Source organism: Bacillus sp. AK25 (genome assembly GCF_048270685.1).
Lineage (GTDB): Bacteria > Bacillota > Bacilli > Bacillales > Bacillaceae > Bacillus > Bacillus altitudinis.
This window is the reverse complement of sequence record NZ_JBLUWC010000001.1, coordinates 693,268-711,771: the sequence shown is the minus strand read 5'-3', so window position 1 is coordinate 711,771 and position 18,504 is coordinate 693,268. Positions and strand designations below refer to the sequence as shown.

The window sequence follows — 18,504 nt, the reverse complement described above, 5'->3', positions numbered from 1 at the left end:
AAGAATGTTTCCTTTTGATGCTCGATACACTATGAAGAGGTGATCTAAAGATGATAACCATTAGTTTATGTATGATTGTGAAAAATGAAGAGGAGGTTTTGGCTGACTGCCTGTCTTCTGTTCAAGACATTGTAGATGAGATGATCATTGTTGATACAGGATCAACGGATCAAACAAAGGACATTGCTCACTCCTTTTCAGCAAAGGTGCTCGACTTTGAATGGGTCCAGCATTTTGCAAAAGCACGCAATTTCGCTTTTTCCCATGCAACAAAAGAGTATATCTTATGGCTGGATGCCGACGATGTCCTACTTGAAGAGGACCGGCAAAAACTGCTTCAGCTCAAACAGACGCTAGATCCCGCAGTAGATGCCGTCTCGATGTATTACCACGTTGGATTTAGCGAGGACGGTCAGGTGAATTTTAAATATAGAAGAAATCGGCTCGTCAAGCGTGCCTTGAACTTTCAGTGGTATGGGGCCGTTCATGAATTCCTTCAAGTGTATGGCAACATTTTTCCCGCTGATATCGCCGTCACCCATCAAAAGCGTAAGAAAACAACCGCCGGAGAGCCCGGACGCAATCTGCGCATTTATGAAAACATGCTTGCAAAAGGCGAAGAGATGACGCCTCGTGATCTCTTTTACTTCGCTAATGAATTACGAGATAACAAGCAGCATGTGAAGGCGATTCGCTTTTATCACAAATTTTTAGCCACAAAACAATGCTGGATTGAGGATGAAATTCGCACATGCCAAAATTTAGCTGACTGCTATTATGCAGTCGGATTTGAGGAAGCCGCCTTATCCTCCTTACTGCGATCCTTCTTATATGATCAGCCCCGTCCAGAATTTTGCTGCCGGATTGGGGATCATTTCAAAGCACAAAATAAACACAAAGCAGCGATCTATTGGTATGAGCAGGCACTGAAAGCGCCTGAAATCGAAACAGCCTTTACACTGACACAATATAAAACATGGTATCCTCACCTTCAGCTTTGCTATTGTTATTATCAGCTCGGTGATTTGGCTCAAGCGAAAACCCATCATCTTGCATCCTCAGCCCATTACCCAACACATCCGAGTGTGCTGTACAATGAAAAAATATTTGCTGAAGAAACGTAAATCTCCTGTTATCACATCCGCCTGTCAATGACGGCGGATGTCTTTTGATACACATTAGACTTTTGTGACATTTAATACTTTAGTGATTTAAAGCGTTTTTCAACCAATTGACTAAATTGTCATTTACGCATATACTAACATTCGTCTTACGAAAAGATTTATCCATTAGGAGGTCAACATGAGTTCTTTATTTAGAAAAAAGTCTCTCGATCAGCTCATGCTTGAAAGTCAAACGAAGCGGCTGAGCCGTTCTTTGAATACATTTGATTTAATCTTGCTTGGCATTGGCTGTGTGGTCGGGACTGGAATTTTTGTGATAACGGGGGTTGCGGCTGCGAAAGATGCGGGACCTGCGATTATTATATCTTTTATTTTGGCTGCGATCGCATGCGCACTTGCTGCTTTTTGTTACGCTGAATTTTCCTCGTCCATTCCAGTGTCAGGAAGTGTCTATACGTATTCTTACGCAACACTTGGAGAATTCCTCGCCTTTTTAATGGGCTGGGATTTAATGCTTGAATATGTTGTTGCGCTCTCTGCTGTGGCAAGCGGATGGTCATCCTATTTTCAATCACTGCTCAGTGGATTTGGTCTGCACATACCGAAGGCTTTATCGGCTGCACCCGGAGCCGCTGATGGGGCCATCTTCAACCTGCCAGGCGCACTCATTATTTTACTCATTACCTTTATTGTCTCAAGAGGCGTAAAAGAGAGCACAAAGCTGAATAACATCATTGTGCTCATCAAAATTGCCATTGTCCTCCTCTTTATCATTTCAGGCTTTGCTTACGTTAAACCTGAAAATTGGACACCTTTTATGCCAATGGGCTTCCATGGCGTGATCGCAGGAGCGGCCACTGTCTTTTTTGCTTACCTTGGATTTGATGCAATCGCTAATGCATCAGAAGAAGTCAAAAACCCGCAAAAAGCGATGCCAATCGGAATTATTGGCGCGCTCGGTGTTTGTACAATTTTATACATCGGGGTGTCCTTTGTCTTAACCGGCATGGTTCACTATACGAAACTGAATGTCAGTGACCCTGTCGCTTTTGCTTTACAAGTGGTTGGACTGAATAGTGTCGCTGGTATTATATCGGCAGGTGCTATTATTGGGATTACGACCGTGTTAATTGCACTTGTCTACGCTCAGGTTCGTTTAACCTTTGCTATGAGCCGTGATGGACTCATGCCGAAAATCTTTTCAAACGTTCATCCAAAATCGAAGACACCGGTTGCCAACACTTGGCTGACAGGCGCTGTTGCGGCATGTATCGTTGGTTTCGTCAACTTATCAACACTTGCTAATTTAGTCAGCATCGGTACACTTGCGGCCTTTACGGTGATCTCGATCGCTGTGATCATACTCCGGAAAAAACATCCGAATATGAAAACAGCGTTTAAAGTACCCTTTGTTCCTGTTCTTCCCATCATTAGTGCGGTCATTTGTATGATCTTGGCTGCCACACTGAAATGGGAGACATGGCGAGCCTTCCTCATCTGGGTAGCCATTGGTGTCGTTGTGTATTTTACCTACGCAAGACGCAAAAGCCATCTGAATCAAACACAATAGAAAAGAGACACGGGGAATCCCGGTCTCTTTTTTGTTTAAATCACACTGTTTTTCACTGAATTCGAGTCCACCATATCTGGATCGAGTACGCTTGAAATCGGAATGACAAGCGGTGAACAATCTCCATTGTCCTCACCAAAACCCTGGTTCAATTTCATCGAGAGAAAATAATCGATCTGCTGATAAGGTCCTAGCGTCAGTGATGCCCCCCGATCCATTGCATTGATTTTAAAAGCACCGACATTGACGACTGAGGGTGAGAATAACATCACACATCACTTCCTTGGAATAGGTTTAGCTGCTGGCGAAAAAGAGGCAGGTGAGTCCACTTGATCTCGATCATCTACATGGCTCTTTGTTCCGACAAAACCGCTGGCATCTCCAAAATTCTGTCCGTACCCCTGATTTTTTTTATCTGAGTTTTGCCACTCTGCTAACAAATTTTGTCCGACATTCACCGCCGACGCATTTTCAAAGGAATTAATTTTTAACATGAAAATATTAATATTGATATACGGAGTTGGTTGAACCACAGATAAACCTCCTTTTTATAGGTATATGCGAGCACCCATCAAGTATGTTAACAGGAGGTCTTCACATGGACTTCGAAAAAATGAAGCAGTGGATGGACATTGCCCAGCAAATGCATGGAGATGATTTTTGGAAAATGATATTCGATGATGAGCAAAGATCTCCCTTTATGGCAAATGGTCCGTCTCCCTTTACATTCTCGCAGCAAGATCAGCGAGGAACAGATGCATCGTTTCCACCAGTCGACATCGTGGAAACCGCTACTGAATTTCAGTACTTAATTTATTTGCCTGGCTACCGGAAAGAAGATGTTCAGGTGCTGTCATATGGTGAATACTTGGTTGTAAAAGGACAGCGCTTTTCCTTTTTTAACGAACAGGATTTTCGCCAAAAACAAGGAAAGTATGGTCCGTTTGAAAGAAAAATTCGGCTCCCAGATATGATTCTTGGTCAAATGAATGCGGCTTTTAAAGACGGCGTGCTATACATTCGCTTGCAAAAAGATGAAGGAAAAGCAACTGCGATTATCATAGATGACGAATATTAATACTGACTGCGTCTATTAGATCACGATCATCAATCGTTTCAATCGGCAAGATCGTGATCACGCCATCGGCATTTTGTTCACCAAAACCATTGTTTCTTTTGATCGTCGAGCAGTGATTTCGTACGATCGTCGAACCGAATGTCATCGAGGACCCTGTACCAATCGTATTCGTCTTCATATGGGTAATCTGAATGCGTGTAGGCAGCATGCCCTTCTCCCCTTTCATGTATCTCTATAAGTATATACTTGGTAGCTTTTCCATAGACTAGAGCAAGGCGAAAGAAAAGGTTGTGGTCCACTTGAAACATTTCATTCAATCACTCTTTAAAAAAACTGAATCCAGTCCATCCCCATCTGTCGTCGAGCTGGAAAAAAGACTCACCGCTCTTGAGCAGAAAATGTCTGCACCTGCTCCGCCTGTCTCGGAGGATACGCACATTCACATTGAATCACTGCATGTGGACAAAATTGACTACCATTTAGAGTTTGGTGAGCTTTCCATTGATCAGCTTAAAGGCAGACTCAACATTGGAGCCACCTATTACACGCCAAAGGACCCGCACCTCAAAAAGGCAGCTTCAGTACCGAAGCCAAAAGAAACAAAAACACCAAAAGTCTCCATTCGATCAAAGTCTTCATCTCAGCACGACCGGCAGCCAGAAATAAACCGCAAGCACAATCGCTACAATACTGATCACATTTAGCCAAAAACCAGCCTTGACCATATCAGATATTTTCAGCACATCTGCACTAAAGACAGCCGCATTTGGCGGTGTGGAAATTGGCAACATAAACGCACATGAGGAAGCTAACGCAGCCGCAGCCATTAAGCCATACGGCTCCATGCCAATTGCAAGTCCAAGCCCTACTGTAATCGGAATGATCATGTTCGCAACTGCTGTATTAGACATAATTTCGGTCATAAATAAAATTGAAGCCGTTAAAATAATTAGCAGCATGAGGTAAGACAGCCCATTTAAATGCTGTAAATTTTCCCCGATCCATCCTGTTAGATTCGTTTCCGCAAATCCTGTAGCGAGCGAAAGCCCGCCTCCAAACAAAAGCAAAAGCCCCCATGGCAACTGCTTCATATCCTGCCATTCTAGTATTCTCTCTCCATTTGTCGCTGGAATGAGAAATAACAGCATCGCCCCAAAGATTGCGATCGACGTATCCGAGACAGGAAGCCCGCCAAACAAAAAGATTTTAAAGATCCATAAAAAAGCCGTCATAAGAAAAATAGCAAAAACCCATTTTTCTTCTTGTTTCATTTTGCCTAAATCCTCTAAACCCTTCCGTATAAACGCTGCTCCCATTTCTCCTGTGTGCTCTACCTTGAACTGTATCTTGGTCAAATACAGAAATAAGAGAATAAGCAGAACAGCCGCCACCGGAAAACCAAACAAAAACCATTCAAAAAACATAATTTCTCGATCTAACAGCTTTTTTGACATCGCCGCAAAAACAGCATTTGGCACAGACCCAACGAGTGTCGCCAGTCCGCCAATAGAGGCTGAATAAGCGACCGATAATAGGATGCTTTTACTGAATCGGTCAAGAGATGCACCAGACAAAATATCGTTCGCCTTCACCTCTTTAATCACAGCCAGTGCCACAGGCAGCATCATCAGTGCTGTGGCTGCATTCGAAATCCACATAGATAGAAAAGCCGTTGCCATCATAACCCCTAATACAATGCGGTCACTTCTTGTGCCAATGATGTTTAAAATATGTAAAGCCATTCTTCTATGTAAATTCCATTTTTCAATGGCAATGGCAATCATAAATCCACCCATGTACATAAAAACAATCGGATCTCCATAAGCTCTTGATGTTTGCTCCATCGATAGCCCACCAAGTGTTGGCAAAAGGATGATGGGCAATAAAGAGGTCGCCGGTATAGGCAAAGCTTCTGTGACCCACCATATCGCAGTCCATGCTGTAATGCCAAGTACCACTCTCGCTGCATAGGTCAATTCACTTTCTGGAATGAGCAAAAAAATAAGCAAAAAGAAGATTGGTCCAAGAACAAGTCCAGTTAGATTCACTTTTTTATAAACGATCACAATTCCCCCTTCATGAAAACGCTTTTAAAATTTTTCTAATTTTTCACATTCGATGATCACATAAAAAATCCTTTAAATCATAAGAAAAAATGAAGATATCCTTAAACAGCAGCTGTGTCTTGATTTATATTTCCACTTCATGTCTTGGTCTATTTTCATAGGAGAAACTATACAAATCCTACACAATAACTGTAAACTATAGAGGATCTAATCAAAAATTGAGGTGTTTTCATTGTATACAGATCAACGAAAATCATTTTGGAAACAGAAAAAAGTCATCATTCCCCTTCTTAGCATCATCGCAATTGCTGCTGCTCTCTTTTTCTTAAAAGATACGCTTTTCTCCAAAGAAAAAGAGGCGCTGAAAGCCGCTGAATCCTTTACGAAATATCTGGAGAAAAAAGAATTCACGAAACTGGCAGATGAGGTCACAAGTGGCTCTCTGAAAGCCAATGACTTTTCTAAAAAACAACTTGCCGAAAAATACGATAAGATCTTTAGCGGCATTGGTGCAAGTGATCTAAACGTCTCAAACGTCAACGTAGAAAAACAGGACAAAGGAAATGGGTATGAATTCACCTATGAAGTCACGATGAAAACGTCACTTGGAAAACTGAACAAACTCTCTTACAAGGGCGTTCTCTCCGAAGAGGATAACAAGTGGAAAGTAGATTGGAAACCAAATCTCATCTTCCCGCAAATGGAAACGGGTGACACCATCAAAGTGACAACGGATCCTGCGGTACGCGGAAATATTGTAGATCGAAAAGGGCGCACGTTAGCCGAAACAACTGGTGGACACGCACTTGGCATCATCCCTGGAAAGCTCGGGACAGGTACGGAAAAAGAAAGCAACATCAAAAAAATCAGCAGCGCTTTTGATATAGATGAAGAGCTGATTCAAAATCAGCTGAAACAAGCATGGGTCACAGATGACACATTTGTCCCGCTAAAGTCTATGTTAGAGCAAAAGCCGATTCCAAAAGACATAAATGGCGTCACCTATCAAACGAAGGAAATACGCTACTATCCATATAACGAAGCCGCTGCTCATCTGACAGGCTATGTGGGAAAAGCAAATGCGGATGATATCAAAAGAAATCCAGCTTTAAAGGCGGATCAAATCATCGGCAAAACCGGCCTTGAATTCACATTTGATAAGAACTTAAGAGGACAAGATGGCGGAAGCATCCTCATTATCCATGATGAAACAGGTATTGAAGAAACATTACAAAAAACAGACCGAAAAGACGGAAAAACAGTCAAGCTGACCATTGATGCATCTTTACAGAAAAAAGCCTATCAACAGCTGAAAGGTGAAAAAGGGGCTGTCACCATTATGAACCCATCATCAGGTGATTTATTAGCGCTTGTTAGCACCCCTTCTTACGATGTCAATTTAATGACCAACGGGATCACGCCTAAACAATATCAAGCATACAGTGAAAATCCTGATCTCCCATTCCAAGCTCGGTATGCGAGCAGATATGCACCAGGATCTACTTTCAAAACCATTACAGCAGCGATTGGACTGGAAACAGGTGTCACAAAACCTAATAAAGTGCGCACCATTCATGGACTGAAATGGCAAAAGGATCAATCATGGGGAAATTATCGCATTACACGGGTTCATGACAAAGAACAAGTCAATATGGTCGATGCCCTCGTGTACTCAGATAATATTTATTTTGGACAGGAAGCCCTTGAAATCGGCAAAGATACTTACGAGAAAAAAGTGAAAACATTTGGATTTGGTGATGATTTAAACATGCCGTTTACAATGAAACCGGCACAAGTGTCTAACGACGGAATCAAATCAGACATCTTACTTGCCGACTCAGCATATGGCCAAGGAGAATTACTCATGTCCCCGATCGAGCAAGTACATGCCTATTCTCCATTTGCAACAGGAGGAAAGCTTGTGTACCCTCGAGTCATTCAGAATGAAAAAACAGCATCACCAAAACAGATCATCAAAGAAGATACAGCAAATACGGTAAAGGACGCACTAACTCAAGTCGTCACCAATTCAAACGGAACCGCTCACTCGTTGCAAATAAAAGGGGCTGATATAGCCGCTAAAACGGGAACAGCGGAACTAAAGAGCAAACAAGGTGCGACAGACGGTACTGAAAATGGATTTTTACTTGCGTTTAATCCTAAAAAAGAAGATTATGTCCTCGTCGGCATGATTGAAGGTGTGAAAAACCGTGGAGGCAGTGGACTTGTCATTCAAAAAATGAAGCCTGTCATCGCTTCTTTCTATAAATAACCCTTTAGAGACACACGCTCCATCAAGCGCATGTGTCTCTTTTTTTCTAAATCATGACAATTTGCTATTGTTTTATAGTTCACCTTATGAATAAAATGAGGAGAATGAAAAAAAGAAACAAGTTGAATGAAAGGAGGAAGTCTCATTGGCTATTGCTGCTCAAACAAAGGATAAACCTCAAAAAGCGGTCACCGGTTCAACGGTTTATCCTATTTTATTGATTATTGGTATTTGCCATATGCTCAACGACACATTGCAAGCCGTGATTCCTGCCATGTTCCCTATTTTAGAACGCTCAATGGGGCTGACCTTTACTCAATTAGGGCTAATCGCCTTTACATTAAATATGGTCTCCTCTGTCATGCAGCCTGCGATCGGGTGGTACACAGATAAACGGCCGATGCCCTATGCACTGCCTATCGCATTATTTTCAAGTGCTGTCGGCATTCTCGGCCTTGCGTTTGCGCCATCATTTGCAACCATCCTACTGTGCGTCGTCTTTATTGGACTCGGCTCTGCGATTTTCCATCCAGAGGGCTCACGGGTTGCCAACATGGCAGCTGGTCCTAGACGGGGTCTTGCTCAATCCATCTATCAAGTCGGTGGAAATACAGGTCAAGCCTTTGCTCCGCTAATCGCTGCATTCATGCTCGTCCCTCTCGGTCAGCCAGGTGTGGCTTGGTTTACGATTGTTGGAATGATTGCTGTCGGTTTCCTTCTTTATATTTCAAGATGGTACGCAGGAAGACTTCAAACCATACGAGCACAAGCGAAAAAAGCGCCTGCAAAAGCAGCAAGATCTGAACTTCACCGCAAGTCAGCGCTCACAGCACTTGGCATTATCGTCTTTCTTATTTTCGCACGTTCTTGGTATGGAAATGCGATCTCGAATTTCTATGCGTTTTATGCGATTGAACAATATGGTTTGACGATTAAAGAATCACAAACTTATATTTTCTTATTTCTTATATTGGGTGCGATTGGGACATTTTTAGGCGGGCCGCTTGCAGACCGCTTCGGCAAGAAAACCGTCATTTTAATTTCTTTATTAGCATCCTTTCCGCTTGCCCTGCTTCTCCCATTTGCCGGACCAGTTTTTGCTTATGTTTTACTTGGACTCATTGGGATCATTCTGACCTCAAGCTTCTCTGTCACCGTGGTCTATGCCCAAGAACTATTTCCCGGGAAAATTGGCACAATGTCTGGTTTAACTGTTGGGCTTGCGTTTGGTATGGGAGCGATTGGATCCGTTGCCCTCGGCTCATTAATTGATGCAGTCGGTTTAACGCCTACCATGATCGGTGTCGCCTTTTTACCGATATTAGGCATCCTAGCCTTCTTACTGCCAAGCGATCAGACCATAGCGAAATGGAATGAATCATAAAAGGTAAAAACCGCTCAATAAATGAGCGGTTTTTTCATATCTCATAAAAATGCGTGTCGGGAACATGCTTCTTTGCAATAAACCCCTGCTGAAAGTCTGGAAAGACCTTTTGCACCTGTTTAATTTTCAGATGAATCAAATCCGCATACGGAATATACAAATGATCCACAAGAGTGTGTTCTGTCATATAGTAATACCAATTCAGATTAAAGTTCTTTTCATCAATGATCGTAAAGGCAGAAAAATGATAGAACAGCAGTGGACATTCGTCGAGATACATATCTCCTTTCACAACGGAGAGCTTATAGTTTTCAATATTCCAAATCGCTGCATTGGCACCTTTAGATGCCACCACATGGACACCCTCAAAATCATCGACCCATCTTTCAACATACCGCTGATCACCATATGTCTTTTTTTCCGTATCCATTTCTACTGTACAGTGCGCAATGCAGTTCTCTTTCCACTGCGTCACAGCCCGTTTGGCCACATCTGTGTTTCGACAGCCTACAAAGCCAGTATTAAAACGGCCAGACAACTCGTAATAACGATAGAACCGCTTGGAATTCATATGATCTGTCAAAAATACATGAGCGAGTGGATTTTCTGCAAATATCGCCTCTGGATCATGATAAAAATACAAATCCGTATCCAAATGAGCGAGATAATCTGCATCAGAGGACTCAAGAATTTTGAGTAGAAACGCGGGCTTAAGCGTCCAGCAATACTCGTGGAACGTACGATCCGCCTTTGCTTTTCGCAGCGAATCATCTTCCACATCTTCAAGCTGTTCATATTGGACATGTGGATGAGGAAACTGACTTAACACCTTGTAAGCCAAAGGATCAGCACATAAGACAGAAAGTTTGTATGATTGAGCCGCCTGCTCAAGTGAATGAATCAGCGCCAGCAGCTTAAATACATGGGTATTGGACACAATGGTTGTGAAATGATAGGATGCCATCTACAACACATCCACTTGGAACAAGTCAACATGCAGCAGCTCTTTTGTGAGCCCTTGAATGGCTTCTACCAGCACCGTGCATCCATGTTCCTGCTTGGCAAGCTGGGCCGCCTCTGACAGCTTTTTCAAAGGGAAATGCTTTGCCGTCAGCACGTCCTTTTGATCACGTTTAATGCCCACATTCCGCTCTGTGATCATATGAAGCAGCTCCAAAAAATAAGCAAGCAGATCATCATATGCTGCATTCTTACGCAGCTGGCGAATGTCTTTCACGATATCATTTGTCACGGTATGAGAAAACGGACCAGAGAAAGCCAAATGAACATCAATCGAATCAATATTGTTGTACTTCTCGCACATATACAAAATGTTATATTTGATGTCATCGAATGACGTTAAATTACTTGGATGTTCCTGATGCACACTTAAAATATCCTCACGCAACTCAAATGAGAGGCCAAGCTGATGCAGACGAATGCCTAAATCATAATCCTCAAACCCGTATCGAACGATTTTTTCATCAAACATCCCTAGTTCCATGACATGCTTTCGCTTGACGGAAGAGTTATTTGTGATAAAAAATCGCCACGGCAATTGATAAGAACTTAAATCATAGTCGTACGTGTTTAAAATGTCTTTCAGAATATCAATAAATTCGGACTGCAAGTCGAAGCTTCTCTCTAGAAATGCTCCGTTTTTTATTTCCTCCATCGACACAAGAGACGTTTTGTCTTTCATTTTCCGCTGATACAGCCCTTGTTTTTTTAATCGCTTCACATGATCTTGATCAAAACCGGTGTAAAAATAACGGTAGATTCGCTTCCAGCATACACCGCAAATGACACGGTCCTCATGATCAGCATGTGCCTCTGCGTGCTTTTGAATAAATTGGAGCTCTGCCAACATATCGCTGTCATGGAATATTAAGAGGTCTCCCTCTGCCTCACGAATGGCATGATTGCGCCCCTTGGCAATTCCTTGATTGACAGGAATACGCACCTTTTTGAATGGAAAGTTCACCTCAATGTTTTCGAGCATTTCCATCGTGCCGTCCGTTGACCCATTATCAGCGACAATGACCTCAAATGGAATATCGGTTTCCTGAAGCGTTAAGGAAAAAAGGCTCCCTTCTAAACGCTCTTTCGCATTATAACTCGGAATAATGACGCTGACCTTCGGCTTTTCATTCATGCGCCATCCTCCTCCAGTTCGGCATAGCCGTTAAACATCGGATTGACTTGTTCTACCGATTCAATCACATGACGCAGCACTTCCCGATAGGCTTCTTGGAAAAATGGCAAGTCATCTCTTCCTTTTTCATGGATTTGCTGCATATCATCTTTGCTTAAGATCCGAAAACCACTAAAATGATAGCAAATGAGTGGGCTTCCATCCTCAAGCAAAATACGTCCATTCTCTTCCTGATAAGAATGCTGGCCATAATTCCAGTGACCAATATTCACACCCTTTGTTTGAATATCCTCTACTTTTTCAAACAGCACCGGCATATGATCCAAATACCCTTGATCCCCAAATTTTCCTTCTCCAGGCGCATTTTTGCATTCTTTTAGACATTCTTCTTTCCACCAGCTCAGGCACTTCCGGCCGGCTTCATCTCCTTTAAAATGCAGGAATCCTGAATTATAGCGCCCTAAAAGTTTCTGAAGCATCTTCACTTCCTCTGGATCAAAGCTTGGAATGACAATATCCCCTCTTGATAGAAGAACAGACGCATCAGGCTGGTTTTGAAAAATCACTTGCGGACGCTCATAAAAGAACAAATCCGCATCAAGATACGTCACTTCCTCCGCCTGGTCCTGCTTAAATAGCCACTCAATCCAAATCGGTTTTAATGTCCAGCAATATTCCGAATCATTTCGTTCCTTTTTGATCTCTAGAAGCTCCGGCGTTTCAAGCTCACGCACATGAACAAGATCGACATGCGGGAAATTCATTTGATGAAGCAAATCAAATGCAGCATCATCCATACATAACGTCTTGATGACAGCATCATCTTCTACTTGCTTCAACGATAAGAAAAACGCAATGGCTTGATAAAGTCTTCCACTTGATAGAACCGTACAATATATGCTGTTCATCTGTATACACCTCTATTTTTGAAAGAATTCGCGATACCATTCAATTGTCTTTTCTAACCCTTCATCAATGGAGTAATCAGGCTTCCAATCAAGCAGCTTTCTCGCCTTTTCTGCTGATAAATATTGATGCTTAATCTCATGCGTTCCTTGATTCAAAATACGAGGTTTTAGTTCACTGCTCATTGCCTTTAAGATTTTATCAACGAGCTCAAGCACGGTCAGCTGAATTTCATTACTAAAGTTAAATGCTTCTCCTGCAAGCCCTTTTTCTTCCATTTTTTCAGCTAGCAGTAAATAAGCCTTGACCGCATCTTCAATATAGAAATAATCACGGATAAAGGTTCCGTCACTTCTAATTTCTGGCGCCTTTCCCTCTAACACAAGCTGGATGGTTTGCGGAATGATTCGGTTAAAATTCAAATCCCCGCCTCCATATAAATTACCGCAGCGCGTAATACAAACCGGAAGACCATATGTGTTGTAGTACGTGTGAGAAATTAAATCTGCACAGCTTTTTGACACATCATATGGATGCTTACCGTTAAGCGGCATGTCTTCATCATAAGGAAGCTGTTCTTGATCTCCGTATGCTTTATCACTTGATGCCACAATCACTCGTTTGATGAGCGGCTGCCTTCTGCACGCCTCCAGCACATTCCATGTTCCTAAAATATTGGCTTCAAATGTAGAGACCGGATGACGATTTGCGACCCCAACAATCGCTTGGGCGGCCAAATGAAAGACTGTATCAATCTCATATTCTCCTAACGCACGTTCTATCGTTTGCATGTCCTCAAGTGCGCCTTGGACGACATTCATCTTTTCAAATTGACTGCCTTGATATAAGTTCGACCTTGGCACCTGATCACGTACAAGCCCTGTTACGTTTGCTCCTTGATCTATCAATTCCTTGACGAGGTAACTCCCTAACAATCCCGTACACCCAGTCACAAATACGTTTTTCCCATTCCAAAATCTGCTCATGCTGTCACCAAACCTTCCATGGTTGTTTTCCTTCAGTCCACATGCCGTTGATTTCTTTCAAGTTTTTATACGTATCAATTGCTGTCCAAAATCCGTGGTGCTCATAAACTGCAAGCTCTCCATCATTCGCCAGATTTTGAAGAGGCTCTGCTTCAAAGACGCACTGATCATCATCTGTTAAATAATCAAAAACCTTTGGAGACAACACAAAAAATCCTCCATTGATCATCCCGATACTGTCTGTCTTCTCAGAGAAGGATTGTGCCATCCCGTTATACACCTTCAGCGTGCCGTACTGTGATTTCTTTTCAATTCCTGTGACAGTGGCAGCTGCTCCAAGTTCTTGATGGCGCTTGAGCAAATGAAACATATTGATATTGGCAAGTCCGTCACCGTACGTCATCATAAATGTCTCATCACCAATATAATCCTGTACCTGCTTTAACCGCCCGCCTGTCATCGTATTCTCACCCGTATCTAAAAAGGTGATTTTCCAGTTCTCAGAATTCCCTAAAAGCTTCATTTCCCCTGTCGACATATCCAACTGCATGCTGTGATGCCGCCAGTCGTAGTTGAGAAAATACTCTTTGATTTTCTCTCCTTTATATCCAAGCAATAAGATAAACTCGTCTACACCGTAATACTGATAGATTTTCATAATATGCCATAGAATAGGCCGATCTCCGATCATAGCAAGTGGTTTAGGAAGCGCTTGTGTGACCTCACTCATTCTCGTTCCCTTTCCTCCGCAGAGAATGACTGCTTTCATCTTCTCCCCTCATCTCTCTATGAAAATTTTTGATTGAAAACCCTATCTTCATGCGGAAAATCAGTACATGTACCCTTATACTTTGTCCGACATCAGGTTTTGAATCTACTCTATTCATATGTCGGAATAAGAGAGGGTGCCACCTAGCATTTAACTATTTTTCACAAATATTTTAATATTTGATTTTTAAGGTTATTTTAAGGTTATTTACCTATTTTTATATTGATTTAATTTAACATGAGTGGTTTAATTTAACTATAGGAGGGATTTTTTTGAAAAAAATTATTTTATCAAGTATTGTAATACTAGTTTTCACATTAGGATTAGGAACAAAGACTTATGCTGCAAGTGATATGACTGGTACAGAGTATGTGCATGTGACCACTACTAAAAGCAAAAAGACTTCTTTTACACATACTGCCACAAATCCAAGTAATAAAACTGATAGAGTTAGTTATTCGGTAAGTACTACAAAATCTACGAATGCTGACTTCAGTGCTTCTTATACTTTAAAGCTTATGGTTCACGAGGTCGGAATAAAAACCCAAATCGGCTTAGGACTATCAAAAACAGAAAAAATCACAATGACTTGGTCCATACCACCTAAAAGCACATATAAACTGACTGCTGGCACTAAGTTTGTAAAAGAATCAGGCGTCATAAGAAAATGGAATGCAGGAAAAATTTTAAGCTCTAAATCGGTATCAGCGAAGTGGTCTTATGGAACATGGAGTAAGAAAGTTAAAAAATGAATTTAGAAAAAAAATGGATCACTTTTTTTCTTTTGATGTTGATAGTTAGTCTATCAGGTTGTCATAATATGAAAACTCAAAAAGAAGATAGTGATGCAATTGCACTTCCTTTAGAAGAAAACTTTACACCTCCCAATTTTGAAATAAATAAATTCAAAATTAAAACAAGTCCATTAGGAGTAGAATATTCAATTGACTATACTTTACGAAGCAAATTGCATTTTGTTCTAAATGTGCACAATAGCGAATATTACTTTTTAATAAACATACCTGAAAAAATATCTGCTATTATTAAAGAGCAAGAAACAGATTTGATTCCAGGACAGAGGACTTTTAGTTTTAATCAATTAAATTATAACATCACCTTTAATTTGCAAACATCTCGTATGTTATCAATTAAAGAACAACAAGAGATTAAGACAAATAAAGAAGGTTACAGCTTTTACATTCTAAATCATGAAAAAAGACCAATTCATTTTTTTGATGATATTGAACTTTTATATGAATCATCTAAGTGATAGAATACAAAAAATCCATCTTAAAAACAGATGGATTTTTTGTATTCTTACTCAAAGTTTAAATTGTATATTTTCAGGGTAGATGGTATGATAAACATGTGCATATACAGCACAAACAGCCTCTTTCGATAAAGAGACTACTAGATTGAATGAACTCAAGTGGCAGCTTGCTTCATTCTTAATATGAATCACGGAGGTGAATTCCCATGGCACAAAATGTACTTTGTGAAGTGAACTCTTGCCGTTATTGGGCTGACAACAGCTGTACAGCCTCTACAATTAAAATTGGTAAAAGCACAATGACTGACGTGACTCGCAATGCTGAAACGGATTGCGAAACATTTGAAACAAAATAATACATGATTTTATGAGATGAAGGAACTGGCAGGTTCCTTCTTTTCTTTTATCATTCTATCAAGAATGATAATTATTATCAAGCGTTTTTCACGAAACATTTCTCGGGAAATAATGACACGAAATTTCTCCATTCGTTGACGATTTTCACTCCTTTTTCTATACTCAACATATCCAAAGAAGAAAAAGTGGTGACCAATCAGTGGATTTTACGATACGTTTCCTATCATTCTATGTGGTTGAAATAGAAGGTAAAGAGGAACAAGCAAATAAACGGTTTAAACATTACCAAACATTAAACCAAGAGGAATTTGAACAAAGTGAGCTGAAGGACTTTCTAGACGGTGAGCTTAAAAAAATCGTCAAACGAAAAGTGGACAGACACCCTAAGTCTGAGCAAGTACCGACTAAAATTGGCCGATTTATTGTAGAACCAGGGCATGAACTCGATTCAAATCCAAACTACAATTTATTTCATCAGACGAGATTTGCAGATACAAAAGAAGTATTTAACGAATGCAGTGAACAATTTGTTCGCACCTATTTAGATACAAGTGCTGTCAGAGGCGGCGTGTTTTTGGTTGCATCTGCGGTTCCTAAAAAATATTTCGATGACTCTTTTGTCTTTATCATGAAATGCGATTTTGAACAGAAAGTTGCTTCTATTGCTGATACATCTACCTTGATCAAGAAAGTAGAAATGGCAATTACAACAAAAAACATGAAATCGATTCAATACCCGTTTATGCCAGAAGAAGGTATGACAGAGGAAGCTGAAGTGAAAATTCACCAATCCTCACACGCTCGTTATTTTGAAGACTTTCTAAAATTCGTCGAATACGGGGAATCGATGCCTGAAATCATGAAATCACAGGTCATGAATATGGTGCAGGAACATGTATTTGAAACATTTCAGGATGAAAGTGAAGAATTAAAACAATTTGAAGAGGACCTTGAAATATGGGAAGCAAGTGAAAAACGGGAGATTCGGGAAACACTCGATACAGAACAGGTCACGCTAGCGGCTTCACATATTGTTGAACAAACCCCTGATATCACAATGAAGATGCGTCTAGGCGAAACAGAAATTAAAGGACTTTTAGCCGACTTCGGCCACTCGATTCATATTGCAAAGGTCAACAATCGATATGTCGTGCTCGTTGAAGCAGATCAAATTGTATTTGAAAAAGGAAGCACACCTGTTGAATTCCATAAACCCAATGGCTTGAAAGAGGTCGTCAGCCAACTTACGCAAAAAGCCTATGATTCAGACTTAGAATAAGAGAATATGACTGCCTCCTGCGATCAGCTGCATGAGGCAGTTTTTTATATAACGCTTTATTTTTTACACTGCACTAGAAGAAACATGCTGCCTGCTTCTTATCCACATGCTGACGAGCATTAAGCTTATGATAAGCATCAGCCAAAAGACGCTGTTTGTTCCGAAAAACTGGATCAACGTATACCCACACAAAGGTCCTAAAGCAGCCCCCATATCTTGAACAAAAGAATAGCTGGCGAGAAAGCGGTTCTTATCTGTTTGAGCAGAAGCTTTTTGAAAGGCAAGTGTATCGGTGAACGTTGTGACAATTGTTGCCATTAGTTGAATCAAAAGCAGCATCAATAGGAACCAGCTGCTTACCTTCAGCATGACCCCAAGAAAACTGAGCCCTCCAAATGAAAGAAACATCCAGCATAACATTCGTTCCTTCATCACAAGACGATCAAACCATTTGCCCGTTCTCGGTGCGAGAAATGGTTCCCATCCCCACCTGAGTGCTTGAATAACACCGCTTAAAGCCGAAGCTCCGATGACAAAGCCAAACAGAGTCAATTCATCTTGGTCGATCTTTGCTTCAATGACATGACTCAGCGTGGATGCGAATAAACCTTGGATGATCAGTGCGATCAGCATGCCTGTTATCAGTACTTTTACCACATCTCGTGTAAACCACTTCTGTTTGATACCATGATACACCTGCGTGCCTTCTCTCTTTTCAATTTCATCCAATGATACATAAAAAATGCAGCCCATCAATGTGAGTAAGCCAAAGACAAGCGTCATGGTCTGAAAACCGATCAAGCTGGCAAGGATTCCACCAAATAACATGCCAAATAAACTGCCAAGCCGGTAAAGCCCATTATAAAGACCCGTCAAATGTCCTTGTGAGCCTTCGTCCATTTCAGCCAAGACCCTCATCCCACTCATACGGAGTAACGTCCAAGCGAGACCCCATGCACAGCGGCAAATCAATAGCAGCCAAAACCCACTCATACCATATAATATTGTGGTCACTGACGCGATCATAATTGCGATCAGTACACCGGTCTTCATTGGAATATATCGATAAAGCCACCATACGACAGGTGCTAGCGGGATACGAATGAATCGGTTGATAGACAGCAGTAACCCCACCTCCCAAATGGATGATAAACCAATCTCTTTCCAATAGACCGGGAGAACAATATAGAGCATTGAATCCCCAATAAGGGCAAATGCTGTGATGAGCGCAATTGACACCACTTGCTTTTGACGACGATCCATTTTTTTCTTCCCCCTTCGCTACCTT

General features: G+C 41.3%; 20 protein-coding genes. 10 read left to right on the top strand and 10 right to left on the bottom strand.

From position 1 onward, the window contains the following. Positions 1–50: 50 nt before the first annotated feature. Both ACNO7B_RS03585 and ACNO7B_RS03580 read left to right on the top strand, forming a co-directional pair. Complete coding sequence (locus tag ACNO7B_RS03585; protein ID WP_417901193.1) at positions 51–1,124, top strand: glycosyltransferase; 1,074 nt, start codon at positions 51–53, stop codon at positions 1,122–1,124. A 178-nt stretch (positions 1,125–1,302) separates the two neighbouring features. Beyond that, positions 1,303–2,694 (top strand): amino acid permease, encoded by a 1,392-nt coding sequence (locus ACNO7B_RS03580; RefSeq protein ID WP_008344176.1) that lies wholly within the window; start codon positions 1,303–1,305, stop codon positions 2,692–2,694. 35 nt (positions 2,695–2,729) lie between these two features. Here ACNO7B_RS03580 and ACNO7B_RS03575 read toward each other — a convergent pair whose 3' ends face one another. Together ACNO7B_RS03575 and ACNO7B_RS03570 are read right to left on the bottom strand one after the other, a co-directional pair. Beyond that, positions 2,730–2,963: a hypothetical protein gene (locus ACNO7B_RS03575; protein ID WP_008344178.1), complete on the bottom strand. Its 234-nt coding sequence runs from the start codon at positions 2,961–2,963 to the stop codon at positions 2,730–2,732. A 6-nt stretch (positions 2,964–2,969) separates the two neighbouring features. Continuing rightward, positions 2,970–3,227: a hypothetical protein gene (locus ACNO7B_RS03570; protein WP_008344180.1), complete on the bottom strand. Its 258-nt coding sequence runs from the start codon at positions 3,225–3,227 to the stop codon at positions 2,970–2,972. A gap of 65 nt (positions 3,228–3,292) precedes the next feature. On the opposite strand from ACNO7B_RS03570, the gene ACNO7B_RS03565 reads away from it, so the two are divergent. Next, positions 3,293–3,772: an Hsp20/alpha crystallin family protein gene (locus tag ACNO7B_RS03565; protein ID WP_074041649.1), complete on the top strand. Its 480-nt coding sequence runs from the start codon at positions 3,293–3,295 to the stop codon at positions 3,770–3,772. On the opposite strand, the gene ACNO7B_RS03560 is transcribed toward ACNO7B_RS03565, so the two are convergent. Then, positions 3,753–3,980, bottom strand: a complete 228-nt coding sequence (locus ACNO7B_RS03560; RefSeq protein ID WP_017360415.1) for a hypothetical protein — start codon at positions 3,978–3,980, stop codon at positions 3,753–3,755. The genes ACNO7B_RS03565 and ACNO7B_RS03560 overlap by 20 nt on opposite strands. 91 nt (positions 3,981–4,071) lie before the next feature. On the opposite strand from ACNO7B_RS03560, the gene ACNO7B_RS03555 reads away from it, so the two are divergent. Beyond that, entirely contained in the window at positions 4,072–4,476 is a 405-nt protein-coding gene (locus tag ACNO7B_RS03555) for a hypothetical protein (RefSeq protein WP_057078346.1), read from the top strand. Here ACNO7B_RS03555 and ACNO7B_RS03550 read toward each other — a convergent pair. After that, positions 4,408–5,838, bottom strand: coding sequence for an SLC13 family permease (locus tag ACNO7B_RS03550; RefSeq protein ID WP_417901192.1), 1,431 nt, complete (start codon positions 5,836–5,838; stop codon positions 4,408–4,410). The genes ACNO7B_RS03555 and ACNO7B_RS03550 overlap by 69 nt on opposite strands. Positions 5,839–6,070: 232 nt before the next feature. Between ACNO7B_RS03550 and ACNO7B_RS03545 the strand changes: the two genes are divergently transcribed. After that, on the top strand, positions 6,071–8,110 hold the full coding sequence (locus ACNO7B_RS03545) for a penicillin-binding transpeptidase domain-containing protein (protein ID WP_417901191.1): 2,040 nt from the start codon (positions 6,071–6,073) through the stop codon (positions 8,108–8,110). Between the two features lie 145 nt (positions 8,111–8,255). Then, a complete protein-coding gene (locus tag ACNO7B_RS03540) occupies positions 8,256–9,494 on the top strand; it encodes an MFS transporter (RefSeq protein ID WP_099496376.1) in 1,239 nt (412 codons plus the stop codon). A 34-nt stretch (positions 9,495–9,528) separates the two neighbouring features. On the opposite strand, the gene ACNO7B_RS03535 is transcribed toward ACNO7B_RS03540, so the two are convergent. The 5 genes from ACNO7B_RS03535 to rfbF are packed head-to-tail and all read right to left on the bottom strand — an operon-like array spanning position 9,529 to position 14,310. Beyond that, positions 9,529–10,458, bottom strand: coding sequence for a putative nucleotide-diphospho-sugar transferase (locus ACNO7B_RS03535; protein WP_417901190.1), 930 nt, complete (start codon positions 10,456–10,458; stop codon positions 9,529–9,531). After that, positions 10,459–11,649, bottom strand: a complete 1,191-nt coding sequence (locus ACNO7B_RS03530) for a glycosyltransferase family 2 protein (protein WP_417901189.1) — start codon at positions 11,647–11,649, stop codon at positions 10,459–10,461. It lies immediately after the preceding gene. Beyond that, positions 11,646–12,557, bottom strand: a complete 912-nt coding sequence (locus ACNO7B_RS03525) for a hypothetical protein (protein ID WP_417901188.1) — start codon at positions 12,555–12,557, stop codon at positions 11,646–11,648. Before ACNO7B_RS03525 ends, ACNO7B_RS03530 begins: the two co-directional genes overlap by 4 nt. A 12-nt stretch (positions 12,558–12,569) precedes the next feature. Next, the gene (locus ACNO7B_RS03520) at positions 12,570–13,541 is read right to left on the bottom strand and encodes a GDP-mannose 4,6-dehydratase (RefSeq protein ID WP_417901187.1); all 972 of its coding nucleotides are present in this window, start codon (positions 13,539–13,541) and stop codon (positions 12,570–12,572) included. Positions 13,542–13,545: 4 nt separating this feature from the next. Next, positions 13,546–14,310 carry a glucose-1-phosphate cytidylyltransferase gene (rfbF, locus tag ACNO7B_RS03515; RefSeq protein ID WP_019743935.1) on the bottom strand — a complete coding sequence of 255 codons (765 nt, stop codon included), beginning with the start codon at positions 14,308–14,310 and terminating at the stop codon, positions 13,546–13,548. A gap of 272 nt (positions 14,311–14,582) precedes the next feature. Here rfbF and ACNO7B_RS03510 point away from each other — a divergent pair, with 272 nt between their 5' ends. The 4 genes from ACNO7B_RS03510 to ACNO7B_RS03495 all read left to right on the top strand — a co-directional run bounded on the left by ACNO7B_RS03510 (position 14,583) and on the right by ACNO7B_RS03495 (position 17,216). Next, the gene (locus tag ACNO7B_RS03510; protein ID WP_052320981.1) at positions 14,583–15,062 is read left to right on the top strand and encodes a hypothetical protein; all 480 of its coding nucleotides are present in this window, start codon (positions 14,583–14,585) and stop codon (positions 15,060–15,062) included. 68 nt (positions 15,063–15,130) lie between these two features. Continuing rightward, positions 15,131–15,580, top strand: coding sequence for a hypothetical protein (locus ACNO7B_RS03505; protein ID WP_123766726.1), 450 nt, complete (start codon positions 15,131–15,133; stop codon positions 15,578–15,580). Between the two features lie 206 nt (positions 15,581–15,786). Further along, positions 15,787–15,936: a DUF1540 domain-containing protein gene (locus ACNO7B_RS03500; protein ID WP_191219206.1), complete on the top strand. Its 150-nt coding sequence runs from the start codon at positions 15,787–15,789 to the stop codon at positions 15,934–15,936. 200 nt (positions 15,937–16,136) lie between these two features. Continuing rightward, positions 16,137–17,216, top strand: coding sequence for a DUF3900 domain-containing protein (locus ACNO7B_RS03495; protein ID WP_039168562.1), 1,080 nt, complete (start codon positions 16,137–16,139; stop codon positions 17,214–17,216). Between the two features lie 63 nt (positions 17,217–17,279). Here ACNO7B_RS03495 and ACNO7B_RS03490 read toward each other — a convergent pair whose 3' ends face one another. Continuing rightward, on the bottom strand, positions 17,280–18,479 hold the full coding sequence (locus ACNO7B_RS03490) for an MFS transporter (protein WP_417901186.1): 1,200 nt from the start codon (positions 18,477–18,479) through the stop codon (positions 17,280–17,282). Positions 18,480–18,504 lie beyond the last annotated feature (25 nt).